This is a genomic window from Pectobacterium punjabense, from assembly GCF_012427845.1.
In the GTDB taxonomy this organism is placed as follows: Bacteria; Pseudomonadota; Gammaproteobacteria; order Enterobacterales; family Enterobacteriaceae; genus Pectobacterium; species Pectobacterium punjabense.
The window spans coordinates 3,196,361-3,212,269 of the sequence record NZ_CP038498.1; the positions used below are offsets into that span (position 1 = coordinate 3,196,361).

At 51.3% G+C, this 15,909-nt stretch carries 14 protein-coding genes; 9 read left to right on the forward strand and 5 right to left on the reverse strand.

The window, feature by feature from the left end; all coding sequences use genetic code 11:
- Nucleotides 1–34: 34 nt before the first annotated feature.
- Nucleotides 35–967, reverse strand: coding sequence for a 50S ribosomal protein L3 N(5)-glutamine methyltransferase (gene prmB / locus E2566_RS14555; RefSeq protein ID WP_107169709.1), 933 nt, complete (start codon nt 965–967; stop codon nt 35–37).
- Nucleotides 968–1,138: 171 nt separating this feature from the next.
- On the opposite strand from prmB, the gene smrB reads away from it, so the two are divergent.
- On the forward strand, nt 1,139–1,681 hold the full coding sequence (gene smrB / locus E2566_RS14560) for an endonuclease SmrB (protein WP_107169708.1): 543 nt from the start codon (nt 1,139–1,141) through the stop codon (nt 1,679–1,681).
- Nucleotides 1,682–1,765: 84 nt separating this feature from the next.
- Here the strand turns inward: smrB and sixA are convergent, their stop codons facing one another.
- A complete protein-coding gene (gene sixA / locus E2566_RS14565; protein WP_107169707.1) occupies nt 1,766–2,248 on the reverse strand; it encodes a phosphohistidine phosphatase SixA in 483 nt (160 codons plus the stop codon).
- 1,066 nt (nt 2,249–3,314) lie between these two features.
- Between sixA and E2566_RS14570 the strand changes: the two genes are divergently transcribed.
- The 5 genes from E2566_RS14570 (at nt 3,315) to E2566_RS14590 (ending at nt 8,826) form a co-directional block, all read left to right on the forward strand.
- Nucleotides 3,315–3,866 carry a Csu type fimbrial protein gene (locus E2566_RS14570; protein WP_107169706.1) on the forward strand — a complete coding sequence of 184 codons (552 nt, stop codon included), beginning with the start codon at nt 3,315–3,317 and terminating at the stop codon, nt 3,864–3,866.
- A 177-nt stretch (nt 3,867–4,043) separates the two neighbouring features.
- Nucleotides 4,044–4,580, forward strand: coding sequence for a Csu type fimbrial protein (locus E2566_RS14575; RefSeq protein ID WP_107169705.1), 537 nt, complete (start codon nt 4,044–4,046; stop codon nt 4,578–4,580).
- Nucleotides 4,581–4,615: 35 nt separating this feature from the next.
- Nucleotides 4,616–5,389: a fimbrial biogenesis chaperone gene (locus E2566_RS14580; RefSeq protein WP_107169704.1), complete on the forward strand. Its 774-nt coding sequence runs from the start codon at nt 4,616–4,618 to the stop codon at nt 5,387–5,389.
- A 58-nt stretch (nt 5,390–5,447) separates the two neighbouring features.
- Complete coding sequence (locus tag E2566_RS14585) at nt 5,448–7,814, forward strand: fimbria/pilus outer membrane usher protein (RefSeq protein ID WP_107169703.1); 2,367 nt, start codon at nt 5,448–5,450, stop codon at nt 7,812–7,814.
- Nucleotides 7,815–7,818: 4 nt separating this feature from the next.
- The gene (locus E2566_RS14590; protein ID WP_107169702.1) at nt 7,819–8,826 is read left to right on the forward strand and encodes a Csu type fimbrial protein; all 1,008 of its coding nucleotides are present in this window, start codon (nt 7,819–7,821) and stop codon (nt 8,824–8,826) included.
- Here the strand turns inward: E2566_RS14590 and fadJ are convergent.
- Nucleotides 8,813–10,999 (reverse strand): fatty acid oxidation complex subunit alpha FadJ, encoded by a 2,187-nt coding sequence (fadJ, locus tag E2566_RS14595; RefSeq protein WP_107169701.1) that lies wholly within the window; start codon nt 10,997–10,999, stop codon nt 8,813–8,815. The two genes, E2566_RS14590 and fadJ, sit on opposite strands and share 14 nt — an antisense overlap.
- The gene (fadI, locus tag E2566_RS14600) at nt 10,996–12,309 is read right to left on the reverse strand and encodes an acetyl-CoA C-acyltransferase FadI (RefSeq protein ID WP_107169700.1); all 1,314 of its coding nucleotides are present in this window, start codon (nt 12,307–12,309) and stop codon (nt 10,996–10,998) included. The genes fadJ and fadI overlap by 4 nt, the downstream gene beginning before the upstream one ends.
- 231 nt (nt 12,310–12,540) lie before the next feature.
- Here fadI and E2566_RS14605 point away from each other — a divergent pair, with 231 nt between their 5' ends.
- On the forward strand, nt 12,541–13,026 hold the full coding sequence (locus E2566_RS14605) for a MarR family winged helix-turn-helix transcriptional regulator (RefSeq protein ID WP_107169699.1): 486 nt from the start codon (nt 12,541–12,543) through the stop codon (nt 13,024–13,026).
- Nucleotides 13,019–13,783, forward strand: coding sequence for a class I SAM-dependent methyltransferase (locus E2566_RS14610; RefSeq protein ID WP_107169698.1), 765 nt, complete (start codon nt 13,019–13,021; stop codon nt 13,781–13,783). Before E2566_RS14605 ends, E2566_RS14610 begins: the two co-directional genes overlap by 8 nt.
- 92 nt (nt 13,784–13,875) lie before the next feature.
- Here the strand turns inward: E2566_RS14610 and E2566_RS14615 are convergent, their stop codons facing one another.
- Entirely contained in the window at nt 13,876–14,172 is a 297-nt protein-coding gene (locus E2566_RS14615; protein WP_107169697.1) for a YfcZ/YiiS family protein, read from the reverse strand.
- 388 nt (nt 14,173–14,560) lie between these two features.
- Here E2566_RS14615 and fadL point away from each other — a divergent pair, with 388 nt between their 5' ends.
- Entirely contained in the window at nt 14,561–15,829 is a 1,269-nt protein-coding gene (gene fadL, locus E2566_RS14620; RefSeq protein ID WP_107169696.1) for a long-chain fatty acid transporter FadL, read from the forward strand.
- The last annotated feature ends 80 nt before the right edge of the window (nt 15,830–15,909 follow it).

Below are 15,909 nucleotides of genomic sequence, written 5' to 3' on the forward strand. Positions count from 1 at the left end.
AAACGGTCAGGCAGATGAATATCGTTATGACCGTTTAATCACGGTAAGCGCTAAAATGATCTTTGCAATCAACCAGCTGTGACTGGGTTAGCATAAACACGCCGTCACCGCCGTTATCAAACTCCAGCCAGGTGAACGGAATCTCTGGATATTGATCGATCAGGTGCACCATGCTGTTACCCACTTCGCAAATCAGCACGCCGTCGTCACTAAGATAGTCTGGCGCACAGGCCAGAATACGACGAACCAGATCCAAGCCGTCGTTGCCCGCCGCTAGCCCCAGTTCCGGTTCGAAACGGAATTCCTGCGGCAGATCGGACATATCTTCTTCATCCACATACGGCGGATTGGTCACAATCAGATCATAGCGAATTGCCGGTAAATCGCGGAACAGGTCAGAGCGAATCGGCGTTACACGGTATTCCAGACCATGCTGCTGAATATTTTGCTCGGTCACCGCCAGCGCATCGCTGGAGATATCAACCGCATCGACCTCCGCTTCTGGGAACGCCTGAGCACAGGCAATAGCAATACAGCCGCTGCCAGTGCACAGATCCAGAATAAGGTTTGGTGTCTTCGGCAGTTGCTCGTCAAAATAGTTATTGATCAGCTCACCGATAGGAGATCGCGGCACGAGCACACGTTCGTCAACGTAGAATTCCAGGCCGCAGAACCAGGCTTTGTTGGTCAAATAGGCGACCGGGATACGCTCATTAACGCGGCGGATCACGCGTTCAACAATGCGCTGCCGTTCGCTGGTGATCAAACGGGACGTGTACATATCTTCAGGAATATCGAGCGGCAGATACAGACTAGGCAGTACCAGCTGTATGGCTTCATCCCAGGGATTATCCGTCCCGTGACCGTAATAGACGTTGGCTGCGTTAAACCGGCTGACAGCCCAGCGCAACATATCCTGGATGGTATGAAGTTCACTGACGGCCTCATCGACGAAAATTTTGTCCAAGGGTATCCTCCGCAGACAGTTCTGAATAAGAAATTGGCGCTTAGTTTGCCATGAAGCCCGCGACAAATCAGCAGATATAACCGACTGAACGCGCACTGATACAGACTTTTATTTAGCGACAGCGGGGAGACAAGGTAAACTGATCGAATGTTGACGCAAGATGAATGAAAAATGAGTAATAAATATTCGCTGAATGACGACGAATTGCAGCTTTTTCGTACGTCAATCACTGGCACAAAAAAGTTGCGTCAGGATACCTATACCCATAAACCGCTGCGCAGGAAAATAGGCGAATTACCGGCAAAACGAGCATTGCAGGAACAGGTTGATGCCAGTTTTTATTTTTCGGATGAATTTCAGCCACAGTTGGACGCAGAAGGCCCGACGCGCTATATCCGCCCAGGCGCTAGCCATTACGAATTGAAGAAACTGCGGCGGGGGGATTATTCGCCGGAGCTGTTTCTCGATTTACACGGTCTGACACAGCTTCAGGCAAAGCAGGAATTGGGCGCACTGCTGGCAGCCTGTCGCCGGGAGCACGTTTACTGCGCCTGCGTAATGCACGGACACGGCAAACATATCCTTAAGCAACAAACACCGCTCTGGCTGGCACAGCACCCTGACGTACTGGCTTTTCATCAGGCACCGAAAGAATTCGGAGGGAATGCAGCGTTGCTGGTACTGGTTGCGCTGGAAGCGCCTTCGCTTGAGTAATCCTCGCCATGCTTCAAACCTTACAAGGCGTGCAGCACGCTACACGCCTCATACTGCACGAACTTCGAGTTTCTCGCTGAGAAATCAGGGTTTTGCGGTCAGCTGTGCCGGGCTGACTTGCCAGTGCAGCACCCCATTGCCGGATTCGGTGTCCACCTTGACGCAGGCGATAGCGGAGGTGGCGAACATTGGAGCCGTTTCATTCTGACATAACTCAGCAACCAGATAGCCCACCAACGGCAGATGCGAAACAACCAGAACCGCACCAACACCTTCTCTCGCCAGCGTTTGCAGGTAATAACTGACAAGCTGGGCATCACCGCCGGGTGTCAGTTCATTGAGGCAATCCGCTTCTTCCGGCAAAGGCAGCGCTTTTTTCACCACATCGAGCGTTTGCTGAGCGCGTAAATAAGGGCTCACCAGAACGCGCTCAATATCGATATTTTGCTCGTTCAACCAACACGCCATCTGGCGAGATTCATCACGACCACCGTCGCTTAATGGCCGAACAGCATCACTCGCTGCATCAAGTACCGCATCGCCATGACGCATTATCAACACTTGCATATCACACCGCTATGTTAATGAAATATATGATGTATCTTCTATAACTCAGGCTGCATATGCACGCATTATCCTGCACCTGCAACTCGAATTATGTAGGGTCTAACCTGTTTTATCCCTGTAGGTTACCTGAGTTTAGTGCCCTGATAAACTCGCCTGACATCGGGTTTCCGTATGAAGCACGTTCCTTTGTCATTTTACGGAAGTAATCTACTGATAAATAATAGTTTTAAAGGTTTCTGACCAAGTACATCGTCTTAGGAATATATACCCATGAAATCAAGATGGACATTATAATCAATTACAAACAAATCAACTTATTTAATCAAAAAACAGATTAAAAACAAAAAATCAGCACAAAACACCATCAAACAAACAAAAAACGATGATTTTCACTTTTTTAACACATATCAATTTTGCAATATTGTTAAACAACCACTCTGCTTCTATCTTTATCTTAAATAGCGTTTTTTGATATTCACTTTATATGAATAAAGAAAAAATACGGAATATAACGCCATATAATAAAAACAGATTGCCCTTCTATTTTACGGACGCTCGTGCAATTCAGGATAAAGGTCGGAGAGTCTTTCTGTTATTTTATATGTTAGAAATCATTCATCACCATGGAAGAGAAAATTAGCAATACGTTTCCTTTATAGATTTATTTTCACCATGAGAAAAACACTGAAATTTTAGCAGGATATATTTCAGTAGTACGATATTTTTGTGTCAGCGGTTCCGGTAATCAGGAAAGAGAATATACCCTAAATAATTCGAGTTTCAGGAAGGCGGCAAGAGAAGGAATCCCGATGAGCTTACTCAGGTAAGTGATTCGGGTGACTGAACGCGGCCAACGCACATGCAACTTGAAGTATGACGGGTATAAACCCTCTGTATTTTCCCGTACGGTTAATCCATGCCATATAAATAGCCGTACTGATTAAAACGACTCGTTATGATTTCTTTTGTAATAGTCACTCGTAACGAGCAGTACTCACGAAAACCAATACCTTTTCGTGAAGACACTTTCGATGAAAATATGTGAGATGCATATAAAGGAATCGTTATGAATTCTAAGCGTATAACATTACCTATTCTGGCTACATTATTCACCACATTCGGCCTTTCTCCCACCGCCAGCAGCGTGACGATTAATGGTCAGATCCCCGTATCACTCACGATTACTGCGGCCTGCACTATCAACAACGGCGCTGCAGGCCAAACCGGTACATGGGGTACGATCAGTTTTGGTTCCCACTCCGATTTGACGGCCAACATTGATAGCCAGGCGACCAGCGCTGGGGGCACAGGGATTACTGTCACGTGCTCTGTTGGCACCCCTGCCACGCTGAACATCGGCGCAGGGCTCAACGACAGTGGGCCACTACGCAGGCTCGCACCAGGGACAGGAGCGTATAACGTTCCTTATCGTTTATACAGCGACAGCACCCGTAGCACCGAGCTTACAGCCACAGGGACAACGGGTATTGCGATTGCTGCAACAGGCAACCCACAATTAGTTCCGGTCTATGCGCGAATTCAACCATCAGACCAAACGGTTTTGTCACCCTCTGCGGGTTCTTATACCGATACCGTTGCTGCCACTCTCGTATGGTGAAGGTTTACAGGCTGACATATTTACATGTCGGCCTTTTTAGGGTCATTGATCCGCAAGAAAAGGAGCCGTTATGCCACCACGTCTTATAAGCGATATCGTGTTTACTGCCTACGCCCCACAGCCGGCTCTTGGCATTTCCCGTATCGTCATTCAGGCTGAGTAGCCACCGGTATAGCGATGCGTTTTCCATCGGCATTGATGTCGTCACTTCTGCTGTTTAGCCCCCTAGTTCCTACGGTGACGATGGCGCTCACGGTCAGCAGCACTTTTGACGTCGAAGCAGTCATACAAAAAGGCTGTGTGTTTGGTACCAATACGGCAAGCAGTCAACCCAATATGGGCACACTTAATTTCGGGACGCGCAGTGCCACGGCCACCAACGTGGATGTTGCCAGCACAAGTGCAGGCGGTTCGATTATCGCCACCTGTACGCCTGGCATTAACGCCATCATTGAACTGGACTACGGCATCAATGGTGGCAGCAGTACACAGCGTTATCTGAAAAATGCAGCAGGGACGCGGCTATTGGCCTACCAACTTTATCGTGATGCCGCACGCACGCAGGTATGGGGAACGGGAAGTCTGGCGCTCAGTATCGTCTCTTTTCCGGTTACAGCCCAGACTTACACCGTTTATGCCCGCTATTTTGGCGGCACACCTCTGCCTCCCGCAGGGGTTTATACCGATAATGTGACCGTCAGCCTGACTTATTAAAAATAAAACAGGGTAAATACAGGATGAAAAGGAAAATGACGTTTTTTATTCGGGCAATGATCTTTTTGTTAAGCGGTATCAGCTTATCTTGTTTTGCTGCCAGCTCTATTCTCGTTTGGCCAATTTATCAGGTCATTGAATCAGATGAGAACAGTTCGGCGCTGTGGCTGGAAAATAAAGGCACTGCCCCCGTCGGTTTACAAATCCGCATCATGTCCTGGAAGCAAATAGACTTTCAGGATCGTTATGCCGAACAAAGTAACGTGATTGCTACACCACCGTTCATGACGCTGGAACCAGGTAAACGTAATATGATACGCCTGATTCGCGTCAACTCGGCCCCCGCCAATACTGAACTGGCCTACCGTATCATCATTGATGAAATTTCCGCTCCCTACCAACAAGATGCCCCGCAGATGGGACTGCAATTCCAGATGCGCTATCTGTTGCCCTTGTTCCTTGATGGTGAAGGTGTCTGGACACATACTCGCCCCGATAAACGGCGAACCAACGCCGAACCTACGCTGCCCGTGCTTAGTTGGCGAATCAGTGCCGTTGGGGGAAAAAACTATCTTTATGTCCGCAACCGCGGCGTGGTGCATGCCCGTCTGAGTAACGTCTATTGGTCCGCAGACCGAAGCGGAAAAGGAAGCAAGACCACGTTAACCGACGGCTTTTTAGGCTATGTGTTACCGGGGCAAGAGATGCGCTGGCCGCTCCCCGCTGGCATATCCACACCCGGCGCGGCGATGCAGCTCTTCACTCACCTGATCGATATTACCGATCCCATCTTGATTAAACGTGAATGATGGAGCGGTTAACGACAGAGGCGTATTTATTGACCGTACGGCCATGGTGAGGTCAGACATGACGATCAAAACAGGTGTTTTGCCCCTGCTCATGTATGCCCCGCTTGCACTGTTTTATTCTGAGCCCCTTCTCGCGGAAGACTATACCGATCTTCCTGCGCCCCCCAGCGCCATGCCATCACTTAGCGAATCCGTTTACTATTTAACGCTTTCCGTTAACGGACAAAGTGATAATGCGGTTGTGCCCGTCACCTATCGTGAGGGGAATTATTATGTGGATGCAACAACGCTGCGTTCGAATCACGTCCGCCTACCGGATCAAAGCACGGGGCTCGTCAATATCAGCACGCTGCCAGAGGTCACCGCCGATCACGATCAGGCCATACAGCAGCTAAAGCTCACCGTACCCACATTCTGGCTGCCGGAGCAATCCGTTGACGGCGGAGGGCAAGACATGGCGCATTTCCCAGCCCGCAGCAGCCCCGGTTTGTTGTTCAACTATAACCTGTATTACACCTCACCCCGCGGCAATTCGGATTCGCTCAACAGTTGGATGGAGCAGCGCTTTTTCAGCCCCTACGGAACCTTATCCAATACGGGGATCTACTATTTCACTTCAGGCGGCAATGCCACGCAGCAAAATAGCTATCAGCGTTTCGATACCTATTGGCGCTACAACGATAACGAACACATGATCACCTATCAGGTTGGCGATCTGATTAGCAACTCTCTGACGTGGAGCAACTCGGTGCGTATGGGCGGCCTGCGTGTTGCCCGCAATTTCGGTCTTCGGCCGGACATTGTGACCTATCCAATGCTGCAATATACCGGTACGGCCGCCGTACCCAGCACACTGGATCTCTTTATCAACGGCTATAAAGCGAATAGCACCAACCTGAATGCTGGCCCCTTCACCCTCACGAATACGCCTTATCTGAACGGCGCAGGGGAAGCGACCGTCATTACGACGGACGCTCAGGGGCGGCAGATTTCCACTACAATCCCTTTTTACGTCTCCAACGCATTGCTGCGAGAAGGGTTAAGCGACTTTGATCTGTCCGCTGGTGTGTTGCGCCAGAACTATGGTGTACAGAATAATGCCTATACCGATGATCCCGCCCTCAGCGGCATCTATCGGTATGGGCTGACCAATAAGCTAACGGTGTCAGCGCATGGCGAAGCCGTGAAGGATCTTTATCTGATCGGCGCGGGGGCGGATTTTACCCTAGGCCGCTGGGGAACACTGAGTTCCTCCTACAGTCAGAGCGAAAAGGAAGCGACCGGACACCAATACACCGCAGGCTACTCCTACTACACCTCCGCCTTTGGCCTGAGCGTTCAACATGCCAAACGCAGTGAAGAATACCGCGATTTAACAGCCACGATCACAGAAGGCCGCCTCAGCCGGGAAAGTAATCAGGCAACGATCAGCAGCCAAATCTTCGGTGCGGGCAATGGTTCGTTCGGCGTGGGTTATTTCGATATACGTGCCTACGATTCAGCCCGTACCCGCCTGCTGAACCTCTCTTTCAGCCGACAGGTCTGGCAAGGCAGCGCTATTTATCTCGCCTTTAACAAAGCGCTGGGAGAAAACGGCTACAGTGCCCAGATCCAGTTCGTGATGCCTTTTGGCAACAACAGCAGCATCAATGCTGGCGTTCAGCGCGACAACAATGGTGATTATTCCCCGCGTGTCGGGGTGAATCGTACCGCGCCGACAGAGGGCGGATTCGGTTGGGACGCCGCGTATGGTGCGGGCAAAAATCCCTATCATCAAGGTTCGCTTAACTGGCGCGGCCCTTATGCCATGGTGGCTGGCGGAACCTATGGCAATGAAGGAAGCTCCACCCAGTGGGGGGAACTGAGCGGTTCGCTGATCTACATGAACGGAGGGCTTTTCCCTAGCAATCGTATTAACGACGCCTTTGTTGTTGTCGATACCGATGGATACCCTGATGTCCCGGTAAAATATGAAAACCAACTGGTGGGGAAAACCAACAAGCGCGGCCATTTACTCGTACCGTGGGTCGTGTCCAATTACCCCGCGAAAGTGGAAATCGATACGTTACAACTGCCAGCCAACGTCACGACCCCACAGGTGGAATCTCGCGTGTCGGTAAAAGAAGGCAGCGGCACCGTCGTGAAATTCCCTGTTCATGTCGTGCGATCCGCCAATATCCGATTGCGTAATACGGATGGCAACCCGCTCACCATCGGCACCTGGATAACAGACGAAGCCAGCGGCAACACCACGATCAGTGGCTACGATGGTTTAGCTTACTTCGCCAATCTGGGAACCTCTAACCGCTTACGTTTTAAACAAGAAGATGGACGGCTTTGCCGCGTGGCGTTCTCACTGCCGGAATCACAGACCATGATGGCAACCATCGGCCCGCTTACCTGCCAGACTGATCCAAAAGGATAAAACGATGCTGACCCCGATACCGCAGATCCAGCACCTCTTCGCCACCAATCGGCGATCCGCCCGTTGGTTACATCTGGCCTTCCTGCTGATGACACTGTATTACGCACCTTTTAGCTACGCTGCCTGTACCACGCCGCCCAGCAACACCACGCTAGGGCCTTATGGTTCTTCCGTTGTCGGCGTTAACGGTGCGCCACAAATCGTGGCATCGGGAAGTGGATTTCGCTGTACGGGAAGTCTGCTGAGTATAGCGGGCACGAATACCATCACAGCTACAATACAGAGCGACAGTAATCCCAGCGGCACCACCATGCGGATGCGCCGAGGGACGAGCACAGATTACGTTCCTTACTATCTGTGTATGGATTCGGGATGCGGTACACTCTATAACATCGGTTCAGCCTACACTTGGAGCCAGACCACCTTTCTGGGGATATTAGGGCTGTTCAATTCATCAGATGGTTCCATACCGATCTATATCCGTACCAGTACAGGTAATAACATTTCTGCCGGTACCTATACCGACGCAGTGACAATAAAATGGGATTACAAACTTTGTTCCATAGGGATAATCACCTGCATTTATGAGGAAGGGTCAACGACCTCAACGCTCAATATCACCATGAACATCACCAATGATTGCCAGATCACCAGTGCGCCAAATATCAGCTTTGGTACGGCGGCCTTTCCCGCTAACTTTGCAGCGGTCAACAATAACCTCGGCGTTCGCTGTACGCTGCTGGGCGCGTATACCGTTAAGCTCGTAAGTACCCATCCGGATGATGCCAACTGGCGCAGAATGACCGCAACCGTCGGTGGTACGCCCTACTACTTGCAATACCAGCTCTACCGTACTGGGAACGTCGCCTGGACAGAAACTAACGATTATAGCGGGGCGGGAACGGGAATTACGCAGAATATCCCGTACACCGCCCGCATTAATGCCAGTCAGGCAAATAAACCGGAGGGGACGTATAAAGACACCGTCACGATTAACGTCACGATAAACTAACGTTATGCTCCTCATCGGCTGGCGGATAGAACGTCCGCTGGCCTTCCCGCATCGTGAGTAAACGTTCACAGGGTGCGAATCGATCGCCATACTGTTGTTGCAGTACCAGCAGCGTTTTCACGACCGTTTCCATCCCCAGACGATCCATATAGTGGAATGGGCCGCCAAGGAAAGGGGGAAAACCAATACCAAATACCGCACCGATATCGCCGTCACGGGCGCATTGAATCACGCCTTCATCCAGACAACGCGCCGCCTCATTCAACATCATCATCACGGCACGCTGGCTGATCAACGCAGGATCGATATGCGCCTTCGGTGTCACATCCAGCAGTGGATAAACCGAACTATCGACCTCTTTCGTGTGCCAGAAACGGCGCGTTTTACTGTACCGATAGAACCCTTTGCCATTCTTACGCCCTTTGCGCCCATCTTTCAGGATCGCATCAAACGCGGGCGGAGAGGTAAAGCGATCGCCGAGTTCTTCACTCAGCACCGGTACGATTTTGGTTGCGACATCAATACCGACCTCATCAAGCAGCGCAAGCGGACCAACGGGGAAACCAAAACGCACCAGCGCGTAGTCAATCGATTCAACAGGTTCTCCTTCCAGCAGGCAATAAGCCGCCTCATTGATGTAAGGCGCCAATATGCGATTCACATAAAATCCCGCGCTATCGTTCACGACGATTGCAATTTTCCCCTGTTTTCTCGCCAGAGCAACCGTCGTCGCAACCGTCTCTGCGCTGGTGTGGGCGTGCGGGATAACCTCAACCAACGGCATTTTGTCCACCGGGCTAAAATAGTGCAGGCCAACGACCTGCTGCGGGCGACGCGCGCCCTCTGCAATCTGATGGATCGGCAACGATGAGGTATTTGATGCAAAAATAGTATGGGGCGCAGCATGATCTTCAATCTCCACCACCATTTGCCGCTTCAGCGCCAGATCTTCAAAGACCGCTTCAATGACGATATCCGCATGTTCAAAACCACGATAATCCGTACTACCGGAAATCAACGTCATCAAGCGCTGACGCTCCGTTGGCTTCATCCGTTTACTCTGAACACGCTTGGTCAACAATTGCCAGTTGTACTTCAGCGCATGGTTAATACCCTGCTCATTGATATCTTTAATGCGCACCGGCAATTGTCCGCGCGTTGCCGTAACGCTGGCGATCCCTCCGCCCATCAACCCGCCACCGAGAATGCCAACACGATGGATCGGCTTCGCCTCAGAGGCTGAGCCGGAGGTTTTCTTTAACGCATTCGAGGCAAAGAACAAATGGCGTAGTGCGGCAGATTCCGGCGTCATCACCAGCTTGCCAAACGCTCGCGCCTCCTGCCGATATCCTTCCTCACGACCTTTTTCTATTCCCCGGCGCACCACCTGAATGATCTTTTCAGTGGCCGGATAGTTGCCATGTGTTTTCGCGCGGGTCTTGTGTTTCACTATTTTGAAAAGCAGATGGCGAATACCCGGGCTGCTTAGCAAACGCGAACGCCAGCCCAACGGCACCACCTTCCTTTTACCTTTTTTGAGAATCTCGACCGCCGTCTCCAGTAGAATATCGTGCGGGACAGCCTCATCAACCAGCCCTTGCCGCAGCGCCTGACTCGCCCGGAGATGGCGACCGGTAAGAATGAGATCCAATGCGCTATCCAGACCAATCAAGCGTGGCAAACGCTGCGTTCCCCCCGAGCCGGGAAGGAGGCCAAGTTGGACTTCAGGTAGCCCTAGTACCGTCTTTTCATCTAGCGAACAAACGCGATAGTCGCAGGCTAATGCCAGCTCCAACCCACCGCCCAAGCAGGCACCGTGAATCGCGGCCACAACGGGGAAAGGCAGTGCAGCAACGAGGTCAAATGTTTCCTGCCCTTGTTTCGCCAGGCTTTCTGCCTGTTCGGCGCTGCCACACTGGTTCAACATGGTGATATCTGCGCCAGCAATAAACGAATCAGGCTTGGCAGAAATAAAAATGAGTCCTCTGAGCGTCGCGTGCTGCCGCGCCAGCTCGAAGACCGAGAGAATCTGTTCTGCAAATTCGCGCTTTAACGTATTCACCTTCTCGCCGGGGACATCAATACTAATCACGCCAATATTGTCTGGCCGAATGGTGAGGGAAAACGCAGACTGGCTTTCCGTTGCCGTGAGGAAAGGCTGTTGATCGTTCATGGCGTCACCTCCAGTACCATTGCCGCGCCTAGCCCGCCCGCCGCACAGGCGGTGGTTAAGCCCAGTCCGCCACCGCGACGACGCAGTTCATTCAACGTTTGGGTAATCATCCTCGCACCAGTAGCGGCAAAAGGATGACCATAGGCAATCGAGCCACCCAGCACGTTGAACTTAGCGCGATCCACCTCGCCCAGCGCGGCGTTTCTGCCCAATTGGCTTCGGGCAAACTCATCGCTGGCAAACAGCTTCAGATTTGCCAACGTCTGGGCGGCAAAGGCTTCGTGCATATCAATTAACGTCAGATCGGCCAACGCCACACCCGCCCTTGCCAGCGCAAGTGGAGAAGCATAAGCCGGCCCCAACAACATATCGCGCTGCACGCCGATGGCGCTAAATGCATAGCTGCGCAGATAGCCTAGCGGCGTAAGTCCCAAACTTTTGGCCTTGGATTCACTCATCATCAAGACCGCTGCCGCACCATCCGTTAGCGGCGTACTGTTTGCCGCCGTCACCGTACCGTGTCGGCGATCGAACGCCGGACGTAAGCGAGAATACTGCTCTAAGGCGGAATCATGGCGCACGTTGTTATCTTCACTCAGCGCCTTCTCATAAGGCGGGACGTACGCCGTCATGACCTCATCCCGCAGCACGCCAGATTCCCAGGCCTGTGCCGCCAGCCTGTGCGAACGGTGCGCCAGCTCATCCTGTTCTTCACGCGTGATGCCGTAGGTTTTTGCCATCTGTTCGGCGGTATCGCCCATGCGCAACCCGGTGGAATACTCCGCCACGGCAGGTGCCACCGGGAGCAGGTCTTTCGGGCGCAGGCCGCTTAACAATCTCAACTTCTGGCCCAGCGTTCGAGCCTTGTTCATATCCACCAGCGTTCTGGCCAGTGCTTTACTGACACCAATGGGCAATACGGAAGAGGAGTCCGCCCCTCCGGCAATACCGACTTCCACCGTGCCTGCCATAATACTTTCCGCTACATTGGCGACGGCCTGAAAGCTGGTCGCGCAGGCGCGTGAAACGCTATACGCATCAGTATGCACGCTCATGCCCGTACCGAGCACAATCTCTCTGGCGATATTCGGCGCTTCAGGCATTTGAACCACCTGCCCGAACACCAATAGCTCGATCAGCTCAGGATCGATACCCGTGCGAACAAGAAGTTCACTGGTGACAAGTTTGCCTAATTCAATGGCAGGTACGCCATAGTAGGCCGTTGCCTGCCGGGCAAATGGGGTGCGTAATCCGCTCACGAACGCAATGCGATCGCCACGGCGGGTTATCAGAGGTAATACCTCGCTCATAAACGCTCCTGTTAACCGAAAATACTTCCGTTAACCAAAAATAAAGTACGCGCACAACAGGTCAGACCTGATTTCATTGTTAACCAGATAGTTACATTACGCAAAGCCGCGCAACATAAAAATGTGAAGAGCATGCGGGTCGTGGCCTTTATTCCATCAATCTTTACGCAAAGGAATTTGCCAACAAAATATATTAGCGCTAATGTATTTATTTTCATTAGGGAGACACTTTTGAAAATTAAACCTGGATTGGGCGAACTGCTGAGGTATACCGCTGAATTGGTTGATAAAGGGTCGGAGGCAAACTACCGCGCCATGTCACTCAATTATCGTCCACGATTTACGCCGATCCTGCGTTCAATTGTCGCTGGCGCTCAGACCGTGCAGGACATCACCGAATCGACGCATCTGACACAGGGCGCGATCAGCCAGTCGGTCACGTTAATGGAGCAGGACGGCATTCTTGTGCGCGAACAGCTCAGCGATGGGCGTAAATTTGCGCTCAGGCTGACACCAGCAGGCATTCAACTCGTTGATCGACTAGAGAGCTGCTGGGAAGCCATTTTCCTTGCCATTGAACAGCTTGAAAAAGACGCGGGCTGGCCGTTGATGAAGGGGCTGGAAGCTCTGGCATCGGCGTTGGAACAGCAGAGCTTTGAAAAACGAATACAGATAGCGCGTGCAGAATTACACGCCTCAGGTGATAAAGATGACTAACACAACCGAAGAAAGCAGAAACTGGTTTGCCTCCGGTGGGAAAAACTACGCTCGTTACCGCCCCCAATACCCACCCGAACTGGCAGAATACCTTTCCAGTCTCGCACCCAATACCCAAAACGCGCTGGATGTGGGGTGCGGGACCGGGCAGCTTACGCGACAGCTAGCTGAACATTTCGACGTTGTAAAAGGTATCGATCCCAGCGATAGCCAGCTACGTAACGCTATTGCACACAACCGTATCCATTATGCATGTTCCCCCGCCGAAACACTGCCGGGACAACCGCTCAGTTACAGTTTGATTACCGCGGCACAGGCTGCACATTGGTTCAAGCTGGACGCGTTTTACCGGGAGGTGCACAGGGTGGCAGTCCCTCTAGGAATATTGGCGCTCATCAGCTATGGGGTTATGCAGCTTGATGACGATCTGAACGACAGATTTCGTCAGTTTTATGACGACGAGATTGGCCCGTTTTGGCCTGCCGAACGCCAACTGGTTGATAATGGGTATAAGGACATCCCTTTTCCCTTTGACGAGATCGACGCACCGCCCCTGAACATCCACCTTGAATGGCCGTTGGAAGCTCTCATCGGCTACATTTCAACCTGGTCTGCCGTCGCCGGCATTAGGGAGGCAGGACAGGAGGAAACGCTGCATCGTTTTTATGAAGATATCGCAGAACTCTGGGGAAACCCGGCAACATACCGACCAATTATATGGCCGATTAACATGCGTATCGGGAGAGTTAATAAGTGATGACACCGCCAACATTGGTGAATAACAGCGAAGAGAAATAAAAAACGAGTCTGGCAAGCTATGCAATAAGGCAATACTTGCCAGAAGGAGGCTTAACGCAGGCCTAGCTGGAAAATCATTGTTTCAGCCTGGCAGCTGAATGTAAAATCGATGTCCAATTTAACACCACCGTCTACCTCCTCCAGCGTGCTGGCGATGTCGCAAGGTTCAGACTCCACCGCACGCGCTTTTGCCGTCAGAGTGGCGAGTGTCGCCTCCGCATCAGAACGATCGCTGAACACTTTACTGTAAGACGCCGTGCAATCTGTATTATCCATGATTGTGCCGACATCGACACAGCAGCAGGCTGCGGTTTCTTCAGCACTGCATTTATTGATTACGTTCGTCATGATGCTTTCCTCTTGAGGCTTAAGACGCGGGAGATATGATCCAGTTCAAATATTTCTATCTTCCTTATATTTTACTCCCTCATCCTAAAGCAGCACCAGTACTTCATGCCTACCCATAATTTTAGTGATATCAGTCACATTAAGGTGTTATTAGGCAGTAAAAACCGAGTAATAGTTCCTCACAAAAATTAACCAAAACGTTAAGTAGATCTAAATTTTGCATCATTTTAGAAATATTTTTAATACACAAGCGCAACATTATCGTATTCCCAACTTATACTTTGGCAACTGGTCTGATTTGTCAGGCTGAGTGCGCCCCCTACAATGCGCGTCCCTTGTTACCCCGTGTAACAACGTTAAATAACAAGCATATAAAGAGGTTTTGGTCATGAGCCAGAAAAACCTGTTCAAACAATCCACAATTGCTGTTGCGGTGGCCCTGTTTTCAGCAAATGTGTCCGCGGCTGGTTTCCAGCTAAATGAATACTCATCATCGGGTCTGGGACGCGCGTTTTCTGGTGAAGGTGCCGTAGCCGACAACGCGGCCTCAGGTAGCCGTAACCCGGCAACCATGACCATGTTTGACCGTCCTTCATTTTCCGGTGGCGTCACTTACATCAACCCAGATATTGATGTCAGCGGTTCAAACCGACTGACAGGAAATGATGCTAGCGCCAAAAATATCGCGCCACATGCCTGGGTACCGAACCTGCATTTCATCATGCCGCTTAACGAACAGTGGGCAATTGGCGCGTCTGCCACCACCAACTACGGTCTGGCAACGGAATTCAATGACAGCTATGCAGCAGGTTCTATCGGCGGAAAAACCGACCTGTTGACGTCAAACCTGAACCTGAGCGCAGCCTATCGTCTGAACCAGCATTTCAGCTTTGGTCTGGGTGTTAACGCCGTCTATGCCGATGCCAAAATTACGCGTCATCTCGGCGATCTCAGTACAGCACTGCCGCGCACCACTGAGATAGCGAAATTAGAAGGCAAAGAATGGGGCTATGGTTGGAATGCCGGCATCCTGTACGAAATCGATGAAAACAACCGCGTCGGCCTGACTTATCGTTCTAAAGTCGATATCGACTTTAACGGCGATTACAGCAACCAACTGCCCGCTGGGCCAGGTGCCCTCAATGGTGCGACCGTTCCAGGTAAGCTGACTCTCAATCTGCCGGAAATGTGGGAAGCCTCTGCCTATCACCGCGTGGCACCAAAATGGGCGGTGCACTACAGCCTGACTTATACCAGTTGGAGCCAGTTCCAAGAGCTGAAAGCAACAGGTAATAGCGGTAACACACTGTTCCAGAAAGAAGAAAACTTCCGTGATGCTTACCGTATCGCACTCGGCACCACCTATTATCACGACGATAACTGGACGTTCCGTAGCGGTATCGCGTTTGATGACAGCCCAGTACCAGCCGACAGACGTTCTATCTCCATCCCGGATCAAGATCGTTTCTGGTTGAGCGCAGGCACAACCTATGCATTTAACAAAGACGCGTCGGTTGACGTTGGCGTGTCCTACATGCATGGCAAGAGCGTGACTATCAACGAACGTGCGCCGGGTGCCTTCAATGCTGTCCAATATGACTTTACTTCTAAAGGTAAAGCATGGTTGTACGGCGTGAACTTCAACTATGCGTTCTAAGTAATCTACGGATTTCTACATAAAAGCAGGTAAGGCAACCTTCCTGCTTTTTTATTGCCCGATATACCGTAGAAACACGA

Bases quoted from the DNA above. Each gene is read 5' to 3' on its own strand.
- fadI (WP_107169700.1), bottom strand. From the start codon at position 12,309: ATGAGCGAGGTATTACCTCTGATAACCCGCCGTGGCGATCGCATTGCG.
- E2566_RS14590 (WP_107169702.1), top strand. From the start codon at position 7,819: ATGCTGACCCCGATACCGCAGATCCAGCACCTCTTCGCCACCAATCGG.
- sixA (WP_107169707.1), bottom strand. From the start codon at position 2,248: ATGCAAGTGTTGATAATGCGTCATGGCGATGCGGTACTTGATGCAGCG.
- smrB (WP_107169708.1), top strand. From the start codon at position 1,139: ATGAGTAATAAATATTCGCTGAATGACGACGAATTGCAGCTTTTTCGT.
- E2566_RS14575 (WP_107169705.1), top strand. From the start codon at position 4,044: ATGCGTTTTCCATCGGCATTGATGTCGTCACTTCTGCTGTTTAGCCCC.
- E2566_RS14570 (WP_107169706.1), top strand. From the start codon at position 3,315: ATGAATTCTAAGCGTATAACATTACCTATTCTGGCTACATTATTCACC.
- E2566_RS14585 (WP_107169703.1), top strand. From the start codon at position 5,448: ATGACGATCAAAACAGGTGTTTTGCCCCTGCTCATGTATGCCCCGCTT.
- E2566_RS14615 (WP_107169697.1), bottom strand. From the start codon at position 14,172: ATGACGAACGTAATCAATAAATGCAGTGCTGAAGAAACCGCAGCCTGC.
- E2566_RS14580 (WP_107169704.1), top strand. From the start codon at position 4,616: ATGACGTTTTTTATTCGGGCAATGATCTTTTTGTTAAGCGGTATCAGC.
- fadJ (WP_107169701.1), bottom strand. From the start codon at position 10,999: ATGAACGATCAACAGCCTTTCCTCACGGCAACGGAAAGCCAGTCTGCG.
- E2566_RS14610 (WP_107169698.1), top strand. From the start codon at position 13,019: ATGACTAACACAACCGAAGAAAGCAGAAACTGGTTTGCCTCCGGTGGG.
- fadL (WP_107169696.1), top strand. From the start codon at position 14,561: ATGAGCCAGAAAAACCTGTTCAAACAATCCACAATTGCTGTTGCGGTG.